Below are 17,387 nucleotides of genomic sequence, written 5' to 3'. Positions count from 1 at the left end.
CCGAGTTCGGATAAAGATTATGCCCATAATTGAAAAACCAATATCAAGAACTCCTATTGAACCTGCTTCTCCTGCGGAAGAAGTATTGCGCAAAGAGAATGAAAATGCTCCCACTGCTAGCGAGGATGTGACGCAGCCGTCGAAGCCCAAGGTCGGCCGTAGTAGTCTGCTGCTTCCGTCAGCTTTAGCGTTGGTTTTAGGCATACTTCTTCCGCTGGGATCTTACTATCTATACGGGAAACTTTCCGCTGCTTCTCGTGATAAGCAAGAGGAGAGAAGAGTTCAGGTCGCTGAGGTTGATATATCAATGAATCTGGAACGGCTTGTGAAGATAGGCTCGCTTACCTCGCTTTCTAAGAAAGAATTTGAAGTAAATGTCTTGTCGTTGATCGAGGCAGAAAAAATCGGTGGTGCGGCGGTGCTTTCCGCGCTAGAGATTGTCGTCAACAAGAAAAGACAAGACCTTGTGAAATATAAAGATAAGCTTATTGCCTTACTGATGGAACTTAATCACGTCTATTCTGAGCATTCGGATTCAGTTGAAGCGCAATTTAATAAGGCGATTGCTGCAGCGGAAGGTAGGGATAGTTCGGAGACCGTTCGCTTGTTGAAAATGGGGCTGAAAGTATTGGAAGGATCTCCGAGGGATGCTGATATACGAGAATATATGAAGGTAGCGGTTGAGGATAGATTATAGCAATTTTCTGTCCAGCTGAATTTAGTATGGTATGCGCTGTCTCAACGTAATTTTAATGCGGGCAAGTATTTTCTTTATATATGTAATGGTGGCTTCACAAGTGTCCGTTTTCTCTTTGCCAGAGTAGGATTCTGATTACGAGCCAAGATGTTGAAAATAGGGGAGTTATGAGTCATGAGAAAAATGCTGGTGATTATTGCAGGTGTTGGCCTGCTAAACGGATCAGTGTCCAACGCAAGCTGGATGGATGACTTGATCGATGCCATTCCCATACCAGGAGGCGGTGCGAACACGCAAACACAGCCACAGCCACAGCATCAGGACATAACTCGGTATCAACAAAGGAGCACGCAATATCAGCGGGACACATCAACTAGATTGACTGATAGGCAATCGGTAGCTGATGCTCAGCGGATGCTTTCCCGGCTAGGCTACAATGTTGGTGTTGTTGATGGTATCTATGGAAAAAAGACTTCTCATGCGATCAAGTCCTTCCAGCGTAGCCGCGGAACCTCTTCAGATGGATTTGTGACGCTGGGGTTACTGGATGAACTAACAGATGCAACAAATGGTGTTAGGTCGTCCGAAAACGTTAGTGATTCCCAAGAGCTTGCAAACGCACAAAAGAAAGATAAGCAGCAAGCAACACTTATTGGTGCAGTGGGTGGTGCAATAGCTGGGACAATGCTTGCGGATAAATTAGGCCTGAGCAAGGGGCAAGGTGCAGCGGCCGGTGCAGCGGTGGGCGGCATTGGTGGCTACGTAGTAGGGGGCATGACGGCTGATAATAGAGGGAAGTATGCAGAGAAATACGACAAGATTGATCGATCAATTAACGCAACCGACAAGAAAATATCTGCACTGGAGTCAACAATATCTTTAGTTGACTCAAATGTGAGGTCGCGAAAACGAGAAATTATTGCGGTGCAGCATCGTGCCAAGAAAGGTGAGGATGTAGTAGCACAGACCAACATTCTGCTGAAAAGTCTGGATAGTGATATCACTCTAAGTCATAAGCTAGCCAAGAAGACAAGGGTGGCTATTAAAGTTGTCCAAGATGATATCACTGAGGTGGAAACCATCATTAAAGCCGATCCGGAAAATCAGGGCTTTAGGTTGCGTCGTGATCAGCTTGTAAAAAGACGGGCTGAACTGATCGTATCCCTCAACACGATAAACGGCATAACACCAAAGCTGGAAGAGCAGCAAGAAGATTTACGTAGTTTGTCGTTAGGGTGATAATCATGAGAATTTCCCTGATATTATTTATATTGGTTGCCATTGTTTTAACTGGGTGTGCAACCACAAAGGAAACACACCCAACGCGCGTTTCTGCTGGTGATCTCTGGTGGGGAAACGATCGTCTTGAGGCTTATCTGGAATCTCGTAAGCGCGAATTAAAGAGTATGCAGAAACATGCATTGTTACTGGAATCACGGCTTTATGACAGGGAAGAAAAGTTGAAGAGCCTTGATCGCAGCCTTAAGGCTGAGTCTGCAAAGGCAGAAAATATTGAACATAAACAACGCGAAATAGAGAGAGCTGTCAGTAAAAAACGCACAGAGCTGGCTCGCGTGGTTAAAGAGGTAAAAGGACTCAAGGTAGAGTTGGCGAAGTTCGAATCCTTGTTAGCTACAGCAAAAGAACGAGATAAACAAATAGTCAAGGAGAGAATGGCGGAATATGAGGTTGAGATTGAAGATCTGGGGGCTGAGGTTGCCGTCCTTGAGCGTTCTATTGACCGAATCCTCTTAGTCCGTGCCAAACATGCTCTGGAGACAGAGTGAATCGCACAAGGTGTAAGGCAGTCACATTATGAGTGGGAGCAAGACAAATATTGCGTTATTGCTTGCGGGTATGACATTGGCTGGCATTGCCATTGGCAGCCTTGGATTGTTTTTAGTGGTTGGTAACCAGAACGAACAGTCTGCCCCGATCGCCGCAAGCAAGGTAGCTTCTGCCAATAGTGTAACGAGCAATTACCGTAGAGATACCGACTCTGAGACGGAAAATCGCTCCGCGCAGAAGAAAAACTCAAATCAGTCTGGAGAAATTACACAGGAAGAATCGAACGAAAGTTTAAATGAAGAAGATATGGCAGCATTAGCATTTAGATTAATAGATGAAGTAGCTGCACATCCTTCTGATCCTCAGAACTCAATGGATGTGGTAGGCAGGAGTGATGAGGAATTAGCGGAGGTACCACCTGAAGAAATTGCTGAGCTTATAGAATTCGCACTGCCTTATGCCGAAGCGAAAACAGGGGAGCCCCGATATCTATTTGCCTTGGGGAGAGCGGCATTGGTTTACGGTGATGAAGAACTTGCCTTAGAGCTCCTCGAAAAAGCTTCCCAGCGGGGGTCATCAGCTGCCGATGCGTATATTGCGCACCTAACAGAAGATCTGGATGAGATGGCGGAGCATCTCCGTCGTGCGGTCGAAGGAGGATTTGGGCCAGCTAAAGATTGGCTTGCGGAAGTGGAAGCTGCTATTGCAGAGGAACAGGTGCAAATGTCTTCCGCTCCGCCATCCAGTCAATTTCCTCAATTCAATCCAGATAACTTTAATCGCCCAGACCTGATCAATGCTTTTTATACAGGAAATACCACTCCACTTCAGACAGAGCTTCTCAATAACATCACATATGCCTCAACTATACACAACTTTCTGTCCGACACGACGAGCGTATTATTTATCACAGATAATCGGATGATTGTTACTGAAATTGATCCAAATTTGTCTCATGAGATAGAGAAAAAATTACTGACGACTCAACGTGGATTGAATCAGTCAGTGGATGCCGGGCTAAAATCTATACTTGCCCCTTTTATTGCAATAGCGAACACTCGTAAAAGTGGTGGTTCAATTCAGGATGAGTTACTGGCCTCAAATACAGCTATTGTAAATAGCCCGCTAGTAAAGTTGGATGTACTCAAGAAGCAAGCTTATCAAGATGCTCAGCGCCTTGCGATTCTTTATGATTCGGATCCAGATGCATTTCGCCGTGTCTATAGAGGTTTAAAAAAGTTTGTTGTTGAGAATTAGATATGAAATCTGTTCTTGCTGCGTTAATAGTCACATGTTTCTTTATCGTTACTTTTTTCCCAGTTGCCAATATTAGTAGTGAAGGTGTTGCCTATGCGAGTGTAAAGAAACCACCTCCACAGAAAGTCAAATCTAGGAGGGTAAAACAAAAGTCAGTCAAGCCAAAGAAATCTTCTGGCAGTCTGGGGTTTCGGAAAAAATTAAAGCCTAAAAGAAAGTCTTTAAGTAATAATCTGAAGCTTAAGAATGGTCAGAAAGTTAATCTTAAGCCTGGCACTGTGAAGGCTTTTAAAAACGTAGATTCTGTAAAATCGCTACTAAGCAAAGCCAAAGTAAAGCTTACTAAATCTGGTCGGGAGAATTCCAGACTAAGGGCAAAGAATTATAATAATCCTTACAAGCGTGGAACTTCAGTATTAACTAGGACAACAACGAAGCCTGAAAAATTTGTACGTGTCTTCACAAAAGGAAAAACTGCTGCACAGGGAAAATGGCTTATGAGAGCCCGAGACATTCGTGGTCTGACTCCGGCCCAAATCAAACGAAAATTTGCCTTGCCTCATGTTCCCACGCATTTTGTTCATGTTACTGTTCCGCAAAAGACCAAGGTTTCAATAGGTATTGCGGGTAGGCAAACTTATCGAAAGAATGGTAAGACAGCGCTGGGTGGAGGTGTTCAGTATGAGCTGCGTCCACAATATAATCGCCAAAATAAATCTTTCAATAAGATTGACTTGAAGGTGTCCAAGGCAATTCCTATAGGAAAGAAAGTGTCAGAACGGTTAAAAGCAAGATGAAGGAAGATGGTGACATGCTTGGTTCAGTAATAGATAGCATAGAGTATGGTGGTTTTCGTCTTTATTTATATGACATTCCTGCTGATGTTTGTGTGCCGAGAAATAAAATTAATTTAAAATTAGTTGATAGCGAAGGGATGAGAGTCGACTTGGAATTCATGGGTGCTCCATACTTAAATTCAAATGAGCCTGATTATTTCGTTGGTATTAATAAAACCGAAGGGCTTTCGGCAATATCCTTTTGTTGTTTGAGATACAAAATTAATATGGAAAAAGGAAAGTTGATATATCGGGAAACACTCAAGTAAATGTATGTTTACTCTAAAAACAGTGCAATTTAATCTTGGTTCTTTCCCTGGTCCAGTGGGTGACTCTCGCTTAATCAACCCAGCAGGACAAATATCCAGTCCTTCAAGGTGAAAGTAAATTGCATTGGCTAACTGCTCCTTGTTGCGAAAACTTTCGAGGCGATTAGCAAAGAAGGGAAAGTGACTCGTCAGTCGGCGAAATTCCCCCCACAGGATTTGCATGGCTGAGATGGCTGCCAGTGGGGCGGTTTCGGTGCACCGTACCCTTTCTGGGTCCCAGCCTGATGCCGGTGAGCTATCTCTTTTGCTATCTCTCTCTGCCGGAGGTCTCCTCCGGGCCAACCAGTATCTGCATCCTTTGGAACGGGATGTCTGTTAGCGTGAGATCGCTTCGATGGTCAAGCAATATGCGGAGACTGGCTGAGCTGTTTTTCAATCACTTGGAGCTATAGCCGGCTGGCTTATGCAGGATGGGGATACGGCGCGGACTGTTCACAGGCATGACGATGATCTTCTGCCAATGATCCATGCGCCGCATCAACCTTTGCCGTCCAACAACACGGCGCTCGGAAAGGTGGTTGGATCTCTGCAACGCCGAGTTCCACCGATTTCTGCAGTAGAAATCCATGCGTTCGCCACAGGAGATGCCGATGGTCAGATGGATATGCAACGGTGGGGGCGGCTCCTCATACTGGAGACGGTTAATTCAACTCAACGGCGTTTTCTGACAGGTCAACGGGCGTACGGCATATTCATTGCCGTTACCGTTGAAACGAGGTCTACACCCGGTTTGAGGCGCAGCACCTGGCTGAGGTGGTGTAAGGGGTTCCTTCTCCGGTAGTCGAACCGGTGTCGGCAGATCCTGGTTGGTAAAGATGCAGGGATACGCATCTCAGGAGACGCCGGCTTTCCTGTCTCATCAGAGGTGCGAAGCGTTCTGATACCGCTCGAATCGGAACGGCTGCTGCTGCCGAATGCCGCAGTGGCGGAAGTGGTCGGCTACCGGAAACCTAAGCCCGAGGCGAACTTACCGGACTGGCTGCTTGGATTTATTGAGTGGCGGAAGTATGACATTCCAGTGGTTTCATTCGATGGGTTGATAGGCAAGCCGATTCAAGAACCGGGTCATCGAGGCCGAATTATCGTGACCCATACCCTGAATGGTGATGAGGAGCTGCCGTACATTGGTTTGGTTGCTCAGGCAATTCCCCGTTTGGTGCGTGTAACCAGTGATAATATTCTGCCAGCATCTACAGATGAAGAGATGGGAGTTGTGATACAGAAACCGGTAATCGTTGGTGGTGAATCCGCGCTTATTCCAGACCTCGATGAGTTGGAGTTACTTGTTCAGGATGCCTTGGCACAGATGTGACTCGTGTCTGTCCTGCGGCATCATACTGACTGGATGACTCTTTCTACCCCATCACCTTTACGGTCCTCTCCTGACTTCACGCTATACCCTTTTTTCTAAGGGGGCTAGTCGACATACGATTCCTCAATAATCCAGAAAATCCAATGATTTTCAATGAAAAGACTAGAATTACCGGGATGGTGAATACTGATTCCGGAAAACCAAAAAAGTGTTCACGTTGAACCAGAATGGGTTCATGATAGGACAGACAGGCGTCAATCGGCAAAATCCCCCCACAGGATTTGCATGACTGAGATGGCTGCCAGTGGGGCGGTTTCGGTGCGCAGTACCCTGGGTCCCAGCCTGATGCCGGTGAACCCCATCTCTTTTGCTATCTCTCTCTCTGCACCGGAGAGTCCTCCCTCCGGGCCAACCAGTATCTGCACATCCCCTTTGGGAGCAGGGATGTCTGTTAGCGTGAGATCGCTTCGATGGTCAAGCAATATACGGAGACTGGCTGAGCTGTTTTCAATCGCGGAGCTATAGCCGGCTGGCTTATGCAGGATGGGGATACGGCAGCGCCCGGACTGTTCACAGGCGCCGACGATGATCTTCTGCCAATGATACATGCGCCGCATCAGCCGCTTGCCGTCCAACTTAACCACGCAGCGCTCGGAAAAGATTGGTTGGATCTCTGCAACGCCGAGTTCCACCGATTTCTGCAGTGAGAAATCCATGCGTTCGCCACGGGAGATGCCGATGGTCAGATGGATATGCAACGGTGGGGGCGGCTCCTCATGCCGGAGACAGCGGGTTAATTCAGCCTCAACGGCGTTTTTCTGACAGGTCAGCAGGCGTGCGGCATATTCATTGCCGTTACCGTTGAAGAGCACGAGGTCTACACCCGGTTTGAGGCGCAGCACCTGGCTGAGGTGGTGTGAGGGTTCCTTCTCCAGAGTGATCGAACCGGTGTCGGCAAGATCCTGGTTGGTAAAGATGCGGGGGATACGCATCTCAGGAGACGCCGGCTTCAGCTCCGGATTCGATGGCCTCAGGTTTTGTCGCAGTTGTCTGTGCCAGCCGTTTATCGATCAGATTCTTTATTGCAATCATCAGGCCCAGACCGATAAATGCCCCCGGTGGTAGGATCGCAAGCAGCATACCCTGGAAATCACTGCCCAGTGACAGACTCATGCCCTCTGCGGCAGCACCGAACATCAGATGGGCCTGGTCGAAAAGTGTGCCCTGGCCGATCAATTCGCGCATGCCTCCCAGTGTGACCAATACCAGGGTGAAACCCACACCGACACTCAGACCATCCACCAGCGAACGCAGCAGGTTGTTTTTGGATGCAAAGGCTTCAGCGCGACCGATGATGGCGCAGTTGGTGACGATCAGCGGGATAAAGATACCGAGGATCTTGTGCAGTTCATGGAAGTAGGCGTTCATGCTCAATTCGATGGCGGTCACGAAGGAGGCGATGACCAGTACGAAGACCGGCAGCCGCACCTCTGATCTGACCAGATTGCGGATCAGCGATACCGTGCCGTTGGAAGCCACCAGCACAGCGGTGGTGGCAATGCCAAGCCCCAGTCCGTTGATTGCGGTGTTGGTTACCGCCAGCAGGGGACAGAGACCGAGCAGGGCCACCAGTGCTTGGTTGCTGCTCCAGAGGCCATCTTTGATGATCCGGCCTAATCCGCTGTTGCTCATGGTTTCTTATTCCCTTGTGGCTCTGGATCGGAGGCGGCTTTTTTGTCATAGAGCGCATCACGATGGTCTTTGACATAGAGTAGGGTTTTCTTGACCGCCTCGACGATAGAGCGAGGCGTGATGGTTGCGCCGGTGAACTGATCGAAGACGCCGCCGTCCCGTTTGACCTTCCAATCCTGGAGTTTTGGATTGTCCAGGGATTTGTTATCGAAACTATAGATCCAGTCGGCGCGTGACTCTTCGATCTTGTCTCCGAGTCCTGGCGTCTCTTTATGGGAGATGACGCGCACGCCACCCAATGTGCCGTTGTAACGTACGGCTACCAGCAGCTTGATCGGGCCACTGTAGCCGCCGGGCACCACAGAGGTCAGTACGGTGGCCACCGGTTGCCCCATCAAACGGCCACGATAGACGGTGGTCTGTGGACTGCCGAGCATCTCCTGATCGCTGATGATCAGGCTGTCGGTGGTCATGTCATTGTCCACCGTGTCGGAGGGCACCATGGCGCGCAGACTGCGCAGCAGGGTCTCCCGCTCGTTGGCGGCGATACGATCCTTGGTGAATTCATGGGTGAAGGCCACCAGTGTGCTACCGGCAACGGCAAACATGGCCAGAATCGAACCCGCAATCACTACCGGATGTTTAACCATGGTTATCCCCATGGCCGAACACCTGCGGCTGGGTGTAGTAGTCGATGGTGGGGGCCGCCATGTTCAGCAGCAGTACGGCGAAGGCCACGGCATCGGGGTAGCCGCCCCAGGTGCGGATGATATAGACCAGCATGCCGATGGCGACGCCGTAGATCAGCTGTCCCTTTCTGGTTGTACAGGCAGTCACCGGATCAGTGGCGATAAAAAAGGCCCCGAGAATTGCGCCGCCGCTAAAGACATGGAACAGGGCGAAGGGATAACTTTCCGGGTCGAACAGGAAGGCGATCATCGCCAGCCCAGTCAGGCCTGCAAAGAATGCCAGTGGGATATGCCAGGTGATGGTGCGCTTGTAGATGAGCCAGAGGCCGCCCATCAGAAACCAGTTGCCGACCCACTCCCAACCGAGACCACCAAAATCGCCCCAGACCGGACTTTGGAATATCTCGCTGATCATGTGGCCCTGGTCGAGATTGGTGCGCATTCCGTCCAGCGGTGTCGCCATGGTAATGGCATCCCACTCGAGTCCTGTTGGTGGTGATCCGGTAAAGATGGCACTGACTATCTGCATGATATCCAGCGGGTTGTTGCTGAGCATCGCTGGTGGCAGCCAGCTGGTCATGGGGATCGGCCATGAGATAAGCAGCAGCACATAGGCGGCCATGGCAGGGTTGAATGGGTTGTAACCCAGTCCACCGTACAGTTGTTTCACCATGATGATGGCGAAGGCCATGCCGATGACTGTCAGCCACCAGGGCAGCAGTGGTGGTACGGCGATGGCAAACAGAATGGCGGTGACTACGGCGCTGAGGTCGTAGAGGGTGGGCATCACCGGGCGCTTGCGCAGTTTCAGTACCAGCGCCTCGAAGGCTACTGCCGAGAGCGTGGCGATGACGATATTGACCAATACGCCTGGACCGAAATACCAGGCCATGGCCAGCACGCCCGGCAGCAGCGCAAGAATCACCTGCAGCATCACCTTGTCGACGCTGTTGGGCAGTCGGGTGTGGGGGGAACTGAAGGTCTGGAACTGCATTCCGTAAATCACTCCTGATCGGCTGTTGTTTCAGCTCGGTGTTGATCGACCGCATCGACCTGCTTCTGCTGCGCCGGCGTCAGATTATCTGTGTTCTTGGGTGGACTCTGCCGGGCTGCCTTTTTTGCTGCAGCCCGTTTCATGGCGGCTTCGATGGCTGCCTTTTTTGCATCCTCCCCCTTGGCGGCCGGTTTGACCGGTTTTTTCTTGCCAAGATCTTCCTTCTTCTTGCGCAGGCGGGCCTTTCGTTCTGCGTCGAGTCGCTCCAGCCTGGCGATACGGAAGTCGTGCCGCTTCTTGGCGTGATCTGCTGCCAGCTGTTCCTTCTCCTTTGCCCAGCTTTCGGTTTTGGCAAAGCGGAAATAGTGCACCAGAGGGATATGGGAGGGGCAGACATGGGAGCAGCAACCGCACTCGATGCAGTCGAAAAGATTGTAGTCCTGAACCTTCTCCAGCTCTTTGGCGCGACTGAACCAGTACATCTGCTGGGGCAACAGGTTTACCGGACAGACTTCGGCACAGCGGCTGCAGCGGATACAGGCGAGTGCGGGGCCTGCGGCGGGCACTTCCTCCTCACTGGGGACGAGCAGGCAGTTGCTGCCCTTGGTGATCGGAACCTGATCGGTAGAGAGGTTGAAGCCCATCATCGGGCCGCCCATGATCAGTTGGGACGATTTGCCGGTATAACCGCCGGCCTGCTCGATCAGATCGGCCGCTGTGATACCGAGGGGCACCTCCATATTGCAGGGGTTCGCGAGGCCCTCTCCGGTGAGGGTTACCAGACGTGAGATCAGCGGTCGTCCTTCGAGAACCGCATCGGCGATGGCTGCGGCGGTGGCCACATTGTGGCAGATCACGCCGAGTTGTGCGGGAAAGCCACCGCTGGGCACCTCGCGCCCGGTCAGGATACGGATCAGCTGCTTCTCGCCGCCGCTGGGATAGAGGGTGGGGATGCGCACTACCTCAATCGGGTCGTCGTCTGTGAGGTGACTGCGCAGGGTGCTGATGGCGTCCGGCTTGTTGTCCTCGATACCGATCAGACACTCTTCCGCGCCGAGAATGTGCTGCAGGATGCGTACACCGTTCAGTATGCGCTCCGGAGCGCCCTGCATCAGCCGGTCGTCACAGGTGATGAAGGGTTCGCACTCCGCGCCGTTGATGATCAGGGTCTTGATCGCTCTGCCTGGATTGAGCTTGATTGCTGCCGGGAATGTGGCGCCGCCCAAACCGACGATACCCGCCTCACGAACCCGTTGCAGCAACAAGCTTTTATCAACATTTTTGAAGTCGCTGATGGGTGCCGGCAGATCGGTCCACTCGTCCTTACCGTCAACTTCGAGCAGTATCGCCGGGCCGTTCAGACCAGAGGGGTGGGGAATTGGATGTGTTTCGATCCCTTTGATGATTCCCGATGTGGGGGCATGGATGGGTGCGCAGACGGGAGCAGTATTGTCGGCGATCTTTTCTCCTTTCAGCACCCGGTCGCCAGATTTTACCAGAGGGATCGAGGGTTCGCCGATGTGCTGACGCAGCGGCAGGATCAGCAGAGCAGGCATCGTGGCGGATGTGAGGTCAGTCTGCAGAGACTGCCGTTTGTTATCCGGCAGGTGCAGGCCGCCATGAAAATCCCATAACCGCCGCATCTTTCCTTTGCTTGATTCAACGTACATGCTGCTGGTCTACTGCGACTGCGGTGCCGAGACGATCCCGGGGTGTTCACTGTCCGGGAAGGGCCAGCGCCAGCCGCTGCTCTCCTGTGAAACCGGCTCCATCACGATGCAGTCCACCGGACAGGGCGGCAGGCAGCGTTCGCAGCCGGTGCATTCGGAAGCTATGACCACATGCATCTGCTTGGCGGCGCCGATGATCGCATCCACTGGGCAGGCCTGCAGGCAGAGGGTGCAGCCGATGCACTCCTGCTCTTTGATCAGAGCAATCGCCTTGGGTTTCTCTTCGGCGGTTTCTTCGGAGAGCGGTACCGGATCGTGCCCCAGCAAGTCGGAGAGGGCAATCATGGTGGCTTCACCACCGGGAGGGCATAGATTGATCTCAGATTCCCCACCGGCGATGGCCTCTGCGTAGGGGCGACAGCCCGCAAAACCACACTGACCGCATTGGGTCTGGGGCAGCAGTGCCTCGATCTGATCGGTAACTGGATCGCCCTCCACATGGAAACGGATATTGGCATAACCCAGCAGCAGGCCGAAGGCGGTGGCGAGTCCGGTGATGGTGAGAATGGCGATCAGCATGGTTTCACCACTCTCAGTTGGCCACCAGACCGGCAAAACCCATAAAGGTCATCGACATCAGACCAGCAGTGATCAGCGCAATGGCGTTGCCCTGAAAGGGTTCTGGAACGTCGGCTACGGCGATCCGTTCGCGCATTGCGGCAAAGAGGACCAGTACCAGGGAGAAGCCGGCGGCAGCACCAAAGCCATAGAGGGCGGATTCGACGAAGTTGTGCTGCTCCTGAGTATTCAACAGTGCGACGCCGAGTACGGCGCAGTTGGTGGTGATCAGGGGCAGGAAGATCCCGAGCACCTGGTAGAGCATCGGACTGGTCTTGTGCATCACCATCTCGGTGAACTGCACCACTACCGCGATCACCAGAATAAAGGCAATAGTGCGCAGGAACTCCAGCCCAAGGGGCAGTAAGAGATATTCGTTGATCAGATAGGCGCAAACGGATGAAAGTGTGAGCACGAAGGTGGTGGCCAGCCCCATCCCGGTGGCGGTTTCCAGCTTGCGTGAGACGCCCATGAAGGGGCAGAGTCCCAGAAACTTCACCAATACGAAGTTGTTCACCAGGACGGTGCTGATTAGGATGAGGGCGTATTCTTTCATCTAATGGGTGTCAGGGCCTGTTAGCACTAAATTCAAACATCCGTCTAAGAATAGGCAACCGGGCCAATGGAAACAACTATTTAGTTATAGGTTATTTGCAGGAGCCGCTTCTATTCAGAGGTTCCGTTGTCATTATGGGCAGGTGGAGTCTTCAGTTCCTTGATGATCCGCAACTTAGCTGGGTTCGTAGGCCGGCTCAAGCGTAGCGGAACCGGCGATCAAGGCAAATCGCTAATCCTGAATTGCCCGATCCGCTGCGCTTGATCGGGCCTACATCCGCGACGGTGGATTATTTTACCTTCATCCCAGGCTGCGCGCCTTCATCCGGACTGAGAATAAAGAGCTCCTTACCGCCAGGGCCGGCTGCCAATACCATGCCCTCGGAGAGACCGAAGCGCATCTTTCGTGGCGCCAGATTGGCCACCATCACCGTCAGCCTGCCCTGCAGGTCTTCGGGCCGATAGGCCGACTTGATACCGGCAAAGACGTTGCGGGTTTCGCCACCGATATCCAGTGTCAGTTGCAGCAGCTTGTCAGCGCCCTCCACAGGATTGGCCTCGACGATCTTTGCGATACGCAGGTCGAGCTTGGCGAAGTCGTCGAAATCGATAGTGTCAGCGATGGGATTCTCGGCCAGGGGACCGGCGGTCTTCTCGGGTTCGGGCGTTTGTTTTGCACCCTCTTCCTTCAAGTCTTCCTTGGAGTGTTCCAGCATGGCATCGATCTGTTTTTCATCGACCCGGGTCATCAACGGTTTGAACTTTGCGATCGGGTGTCCGGTAAGTGGCGTGGCGAGTCTGTCCCAGGTTAGCGGTTCCACCTGCAGGAAAGCCTCGGACTTCTCAGCAGTGCCCGGCAGGATGGGCGACAGATAGCCGATCAGCACCCGGAACAGGTTGATGCCCATGGAGCAGATATCATGCAGTTCCTGATCCTTGCCATCCTCTTTGGCGATCACCCAGGGCTGCTTCTCGTCGATGTACTGGTTGGCCTTGTCGGCAAGTCCCATGATGGCGCGTACGGCATGGCCAAATTCCCGCTTCTCGTAGTGTTCTGCGATGGTGTGACCTGCGGCGATGAATTCGTCGAACAGGGCCGGCTCGGAGAGGCTGTCAGAAAGCCTGCCGTCAAAACGCTTCTTGATGAAACCGGCGCAACGGCTGGCGATGTTGACCACCTTGCCCACCAGGTCAGAGTTTACCCGCTGGGCGAAGTCCTTCAGGTTGAGGTCGATGTCGTCGACGCCTGAACTGAGTTTGGCGGCAAAGTAGTAGCGCAGATACTCCGGATTCAGATGGTCCAGATAGGTGCTGGCCTTGATGAAAGTGCCGCGGGACTTTGACATCTTCTTGCCGTCCACGGTGAGAAAACCGTGGGCAAAGATGGCGCTGGGGGTGCGGAAACCTGCGCCGTGCAGCATTGCCGGCCAGAACAGGGCGTGGAAATAGATGATGTCCTTGCCGATGAAGTGGTAGAGCTCGGTGTCGGCATCCGGCTTCCAGAAGGCGTCGAAGTCCAGATCCTCGGTCTTGTCGCAGAGATTGCGGAAACTCGCCATGTAACCGATGGGGGCGTCGAGCCAGACGTAGAAATATTTACCGGGGTGATCGGGGATCTCGAAGCCGAAATAGGGCGCGTCGCGGGAGATATCCCACTCTCGCAGACCCGCGTCGAACCACTCGTCGAGTTTGTTGGAGACCTCCGCCTGCAGGTGACCGCCCTTGGTCCAGCTCTGCAGCATCTCCTCGAAATCGGCCAGTTTGAAGAAGTAGTGATCCGATTTGCGCTCTTCAGGTTTGGCGCCGGAGACGGCGGAGACCGGGTTTATTAATTCGGCGGGGGAGTAGCTGGCGCCACAGACCTCGCAGTTGTCGCCGTACTGATCCTCGGCTCCGCACTTGGGACAGGTGCCTTTGATGAAACGATCCGGCAGGAACATCTTCTCCACCGGGTCGTAGGCCTGGGTGATCTCGCGTCGCACGATGTGTCCACTATCCCGGTTGTGTTCGTAGATGGTGGTGGCGCAGACTTTGTTCTCTTCCGAGTGGGTCGAGTGGTAGTTGTCGAAAGCGATGCGAAAGGCGCTGAAATCAGCCTGGTGTTCTTCGGCAACCCGGGCGATGAGTTGTTCCGGCTCGATCCCTTCCAACCGGGCACGCAGCATGATCGGTGTACCGTGGGCATCGTCGGCGCAGCAGTAGATGCACTGGTTTTCACGCATCTTCTGGAATCGTACCCAGATGTCGGTCTGAATGTACTCCACCAAGTGGCCGATATGGATCGGTCCGTTGGCATAGGGCAGGGCGCTGGTGACGAGGATTTTGCGCGGTGTGTTGTTCATCGTATAGCTGTTCCGGTGGATCGGGTTTCAAGTTCACCCTGGCGCAGGGTGAAAGCGCAACATTGTCGCATATTTAGGTCGGAGAAAGGAGCATGCGGGATGTTCTCTCCAGCAGTGGGGCGACTCTATCACCGGCTGTCCGGTTGCCTATCTGAAGTTGTGACAGCAGATTAGCCAGAGTTACAAGTACTGTCAGTAGTTGTGCAGGTCAGGCGGCGGCAGAGGTGACCAGATAGCAGTGATCTGGATTCATACTTCAGCCCTGTTGCAGGAGGTTTCGCAGGTCGATCACTGCGGCATTGGCGCGCGAGACATAGGAACTCATCACCAGGGAATAGTTGGTGACCAAGCCAAAGCCGCGACCATTCAACACCATGGGACTGAATATCGGCTGCTGTGCCGCCTCCAGTTCACGGATGATCTGACGCAGACTGATCAGGGCATTCTTCTTTTTCAGGATCGCCCGAAAATCGATTTCGATGGCGTGCAGAATCTGCACCAGCGCCCAAGTCGAGCCACGGGCCTCGTAGAAAACATCGTCGACCTCCAGCCAGGGGGTCTTGATCGACAGCCGGTCAGGGGCGTTGGTCGACTGGGTGGCGTCCGGTTCACCGGCGAGGTCAGTATTCACCCGCTCCTGCCCCACGCTGGCACTGAGGCGCTGCGAAAGGCTGCCAAGCCGCTTTTCGACGATGGAGAGCCAGTCTCTCAGGTTGTCGGCTCTGGCGTAGAATTGAGTGCCCTGATTGGCTTTGCTTGAAAGGTCATGCAGATACCGATGCAAGGCCTTAATGCCCTTGCGGTATTCATTTTCAGTCGCAGGGAGAATCCAGGAGTCGTTGTTGAAGTTGAACTGAGGCTCGGCGACAGACAGGTACTTGTTCTCAATCGATTGGGATTGAGATCGACTCATGTCGTTCCGCAGCGAGCGCGCCAGATCCCGCACCTGGACCAGCGCACCAAATTCCCAGTTTGGCATATTGTCCATCCATACTGACGGGAGAATGACATCGTTACTCAGATAGCCCCCCGGCTTGTCCAGCAGGGTCTCTATCACGCCAATCAGTGTGGCCGTGGTATAGCTTCCTGTGACCGGTTCCAGTTCCGGGGACAGCTGGGCGCGGGTGACCCTCTGAATATCCAATGGCCCGGGTTCGTGACTCCAATAGACGCTAAGGCCGGCCATGATGGTCAGTAGTGTCATCAAGCCGACTGTACCGGCCCAACCCCAACCTTTTTCCCGTAAGGTTCCGGGGTGATACAACATCACCAGGTTGCGGAACCCAGATGTCAACTGCTGAACGAATCGCTGGAATATGCCCACTCTCTCAGTCCGTGCCATGCGTGGCAGGCGGCACGATCACATTTGAGTTTGTTGCATCCGACCAGGCGCTGAAGGGAAAGGGGCGGAAATCGCTGTTGTAGGTCAGAAACATAAGGATGCGGTAGATATAATCGGCCACCTTTTTTCCCATTGCCCTCATTGGCTCATTGGTGTTGCCGCTGACCAGCCGGAACACTACTTGAGCGATTACCAGAGCGATCAGCACGGTTTCCGCCACGCCATAGGCAAAACCCAACACCAGCATACTGATGATTCGTTTCCAGGTGGATCCATCTTTCAGCGCGTCATTGATAGATTGAGGCATTTGATCCATCCATTAGTTGCTTGAGAATTTTGGATATGGGGCCTGATACTTAACTTTTCAATATGTAGGTGAAGAAATAGGCTGTTTCTCCACTGAGATTATATGCAAGGGGATTTCCCGGTAGAGATATTCGTGGCCGTCGGACTTATTTCACCTCGATGACTTCGAGACCTCCTTGCTCTGTAGACAGAAGGGGTTGGAATAGACGAATAGATCAGAGTCGTCGCAAATAGAAACGCTCAGACCGGCAGGCGAGAATGACAGATCAATCAGAAAATAGCGCTCGGATCTCCAACAGTTCTGGAAGTGCTTCAAAAAAGGTATCAACGATATCAGGATCGAACTTGCTGCCCCTATGCTCCCGAAAATAGTCATAGATCCTTTCATCATTCCAGGCTGGGCGATAGATACGATCACTGCTCAGCGCATCGAAAACGTCTGAAACTGCAACGATACGGGCAAAAATATTGATCTCATCGGCTTTTAGCCCTTGAGGATAGCCGCTGCCATCAAAATGCTCATGATGCTGATGCGCTATGATTGATGCTGTCTTGAGCATTTCCCGTTTTGACTTTCCAAGAATCTTATGGCCGAGCAGGGCGTGTTCCTTCATTACTTCGAACTCTGTTTCTGTCAGAGCGCCAGGTTTATTCAATATCGCATCTGGAATGCCCACCTTGCCCACATCATGCAGCGCAGCCGCCACCTTCAACAGGTTAGCTTGCTTTATATCCAGTCCATAGCGTCGGGCCATGATTCGTGAAAATTCACCCACACGCTTTACATGAAAACCTGTTTCGTAGGATCTTGCCTCAGTTACCTCGCCAAGCGTATAGATAATCTCATGCTGGGTGTGTTCAATCTCTTGAGTAAGGTGCAGGTTTTCGAAGGCGACAGAGATATTGGTGTTGAATACCTCAATCAATTCACGGTCGACTCCCTTTGTCGATAAATTATTT

General features: G+C 52.4%; 19 protein-coding genes. 7 read left to right on the top strand and 12 right to left on the bottom strand.

What is annotated here, in order from left to right; genetic code table 11:
* Nucleotides 1–19 precede the first annotated feature (19 nt).
* The 6 genes from G9Q73_RS11185 to G9Q73_RS11160 all read left to right on the top strand — a co-directional run bounded on the left by G9Q73_RS11185 (nt 20) and on the right by G9Q73_RS11160 (nt 4,847).
* The gene (locus G9Q73_RS11185) at nt 20–697 is read left to right on the top strand and encodes a hypothetical protein (protein WP_177419864.1); all 678 of its coding nucleotides are present in this window, start codon (nt 20–22) and stop codon (nt 695–697) included.
* Between the two features lie 174 nt (nt 698–871).
* Nucleotides 872–1,936: a peptidoglycan-binding domain-containing protein gene (locus G9Q73_RS11180; RefSeq protein ID WP_246345209.1), complete on the top strand. Its 1,065-nt coding sequence runs from the start codon at nt 872–874 to the stop codon at nt 1,934–1,936.
* A gap of 5 nt (nt 1,937–1,941) precedes the next feature.
* Nucleotides 1,942–2,484, top strand: coding sequence for a hypothetical protein (locus tag G9Q73_RS11175; protein ID WP_177419863.1), 543 nt, complete (start codon nt 1,942–1,944; stop codon nt 2,482–2,484).
* Nucleotides 2,485–2,512: 28 nt separating this feature from the next.
* Entirely contained in the window at nt 2,513–3,742 is a 1,230-nt protein-coding gene (locus G9Q73_RS11170) for a hypothetical protein (protein ID WP_177419862.1), read from the top strand.
* 2 nt (nt 3,743–3,744) lie between these two features.
* On the top strand, nt 3,745–4,539 hold the full coding sequence (locus G9Q73_RS11165) for a hypothetical protein (RefSeq protein ID WP_177419861.1): 795 nt from the start codon (nt 3,745–3,747) through the stop codon (nt 4,537–4,539).
* A complete protein-coding gene (locus tag G9Q73_RS11160) occupies nt 4,536–4,847 on the top strand; it encodes a hypothetical protein (protein ID WP_177419860.1) in 312 nt (103 codons plus the stop codon). Before G9Q73_RS11165 ends, G9Q73_RS11160 begins: the two co-directional genes overlap by 4 nt.
* A 436-nt stretch (nt 4,848–5,283) precedes the next feature.
* Here G9Q73_RS11160 and G9Q73_RS11155 read toward each other — a convergent pair whose 3' ends face one another.
* Complete coding sequence (locus G9Q73_RS11155; protein ID WP_177419859.1) at nt 5,284–5,517, bottom strand: hypothetical protein; 234 nt, start codon at nt 5,515–5,517, stop codon at nt 5,284–5,286.
* A gap of 255 nt (nt 5,518–5,772) precedes the next feature.
* On the opposite strand from G9Q73_RS11155, the gene G9Q73_RS11150 reads away from it, so the two are divergent.
* Nucleotides 5,773–6,219, top strand: coding sequence for a chemotaxis protein CheW (locus tag G9Q73_RS11150; protein ID WP_369408881.1), 447 nt, complete (start codon nt 5,773–5,775; stop codon nt 6,217–6,219).
* 254 nt (nt 6,220–6,473) lie between these two features.
* On the opposite strand, the gene G9Q73_RS11145 is transcribed toward G9Q73_RS11150, so the two are convergent.
* The 11 genes from G9Q73_RS11145 to G9Q73_RS11095 all read right to left on the bottom strand — a co-directional run.
* Nucleotides 6,474–7,211 (bottom strand): 16S rRNA (uracil(1498)-N(3))-methyltransferase, encoded by a 738-nt coding sequence (locus G9Q73_RS11145; RefSeq protein WP_177419858.1) that lies wholly within the window; start codon nt 7,209–7,211, stop codon nt 6,474–6,476.
* 1 nt (nt 7,212) lies between these two features.
* Nucleotides 7,213–7,911, bottom strand: a complete 699-nt coding sequence (locus G9Q73_RS11140; RefSeq protein ID WP_177419857.1) for an electron transport complex subunit E — start codon at nt 7,909–7,911, stop codon at nt 7,213–7,215.
* Entirely contained in the window at nt 7,908–8,561 is a 654-nt protein-coding gene (rsxG, locus tag G9Q73_RS11135) for an electron transport complex subunit RsxG (protein WP_177419856.1), read from the bottom strand. The genes G9Q73_RS11140 and rsxG overlap by 4 nt, the downstream gene beginning before the upstream one ends.
* Nucleotides 8,554–9,594 (bottom strand): electron transport complex subunit RsxD, encoded by a 1,041-nt coding sequence (rsxD, locus tag G9Q73_RS11130; protein ID WP_177419855.1) that lies wholly within the window; start codon nt 9,592–9,594, stop codon nt 8,554–8,556. Before rsxD ends, rsxG begins: the two co-directional genes overlap by 8 nt.
* Before the next feature lie 8 nt (nt 9,595–9,602).
* Nucleotides 9,603–11,264 (bottom strand): electron transport complex subunit RsxC, encoded by a 1,662-nt coding sequence (gene rsxC, locus G9Q73_RS11125; RefSeq protein WP_246345207.1) that lies wholly within the window; start codon nt 11,262–11,264, stop codon nt 9,603–9,605.
* A 9-nt stretch (nt 11,265–11,273) separates the two neighbouring features.
* Nucleotides 11,274–11,843, bottom strand: a complete 570-nt coding sequence (gene rsxB / locus G9Q73_RS11120) for an electron transport complex subunit RsxB (protein WP_177419854.1) — start codon at nt 11,841–11,843, stop codon at nt 11,274–11,276.
* A gap of 13 nt (nt 11,844–11,856) precedes the next feature.
* Complete coding sequence (gene rsxA / locus G9Q73_RS11115) at nt 11,857–12,438, bottom strand: electron transport complex subunit RsxA (RefSeq protein WP_177419853.1); 582 nt, start codon at nt 12,436–12,438, stop codon at nt 11,857–11,859.
* A 289-nt stretch (nt 12,439–12,727) separates the two neighbouring features.
* Nucleotides 12,728–14,779, bottom strand: a complete 2,052-nt coding sequence (gene metG / locus G9Q73_RS11110; RefSeq protein WP_177419852.1) for a methionine--tRNA ligase — start codon at nt 14,777–14,779, stop codon at nt 12,728–12,730.
* Between the two features lie 256 nt (nt 14,780–15,035).
* Entirely contained in the window at nt 15,036–16,046 is a 1,011-nt protein-coding gene (locus G9Q73_RS11105; RefSeq protein WP_177421412.1) for a DUF2333 family protein, read from the bottom strand.
* A gap of 61 nt (nt 16,047–16,107) precedes the next feature.
* Nucleotides 16,108–16,428 (bottom strand): DUF4389 domain-containing protein, encoded by a 321-nt coding sequence (locus G9Q73_RS11100; RefSeq protein WP_177419851.1) that lies wholly within the window; start codon nt 16,426–16,428, stop codon nt 16,108–16,110.
* Between the two features lie 265 nt (nt 16,429–16,693).
* Nucleotides 16,694–17,387, bottom strand: a 694-nt coding sequence (locus tag G9Q73_RS11095) for an HD-GYP domain-containing protein (protein ID WP_218649946.1), incomplete at its 5' end; no start/stop codon positions are given.

The organism is endosymbiont of Lamellibrachia barhami, assembly GCF_011947365.2.
In the GTDB taxonomy this organism is placed as follows: Bacteria; Pseudomonadota; Gammaproteobacteria; order Chromatiales; family Chromatiaceae; genus QGON01.
This window is presented reverse-complemented; position numbering and strand designations above follow the sequence as displayed.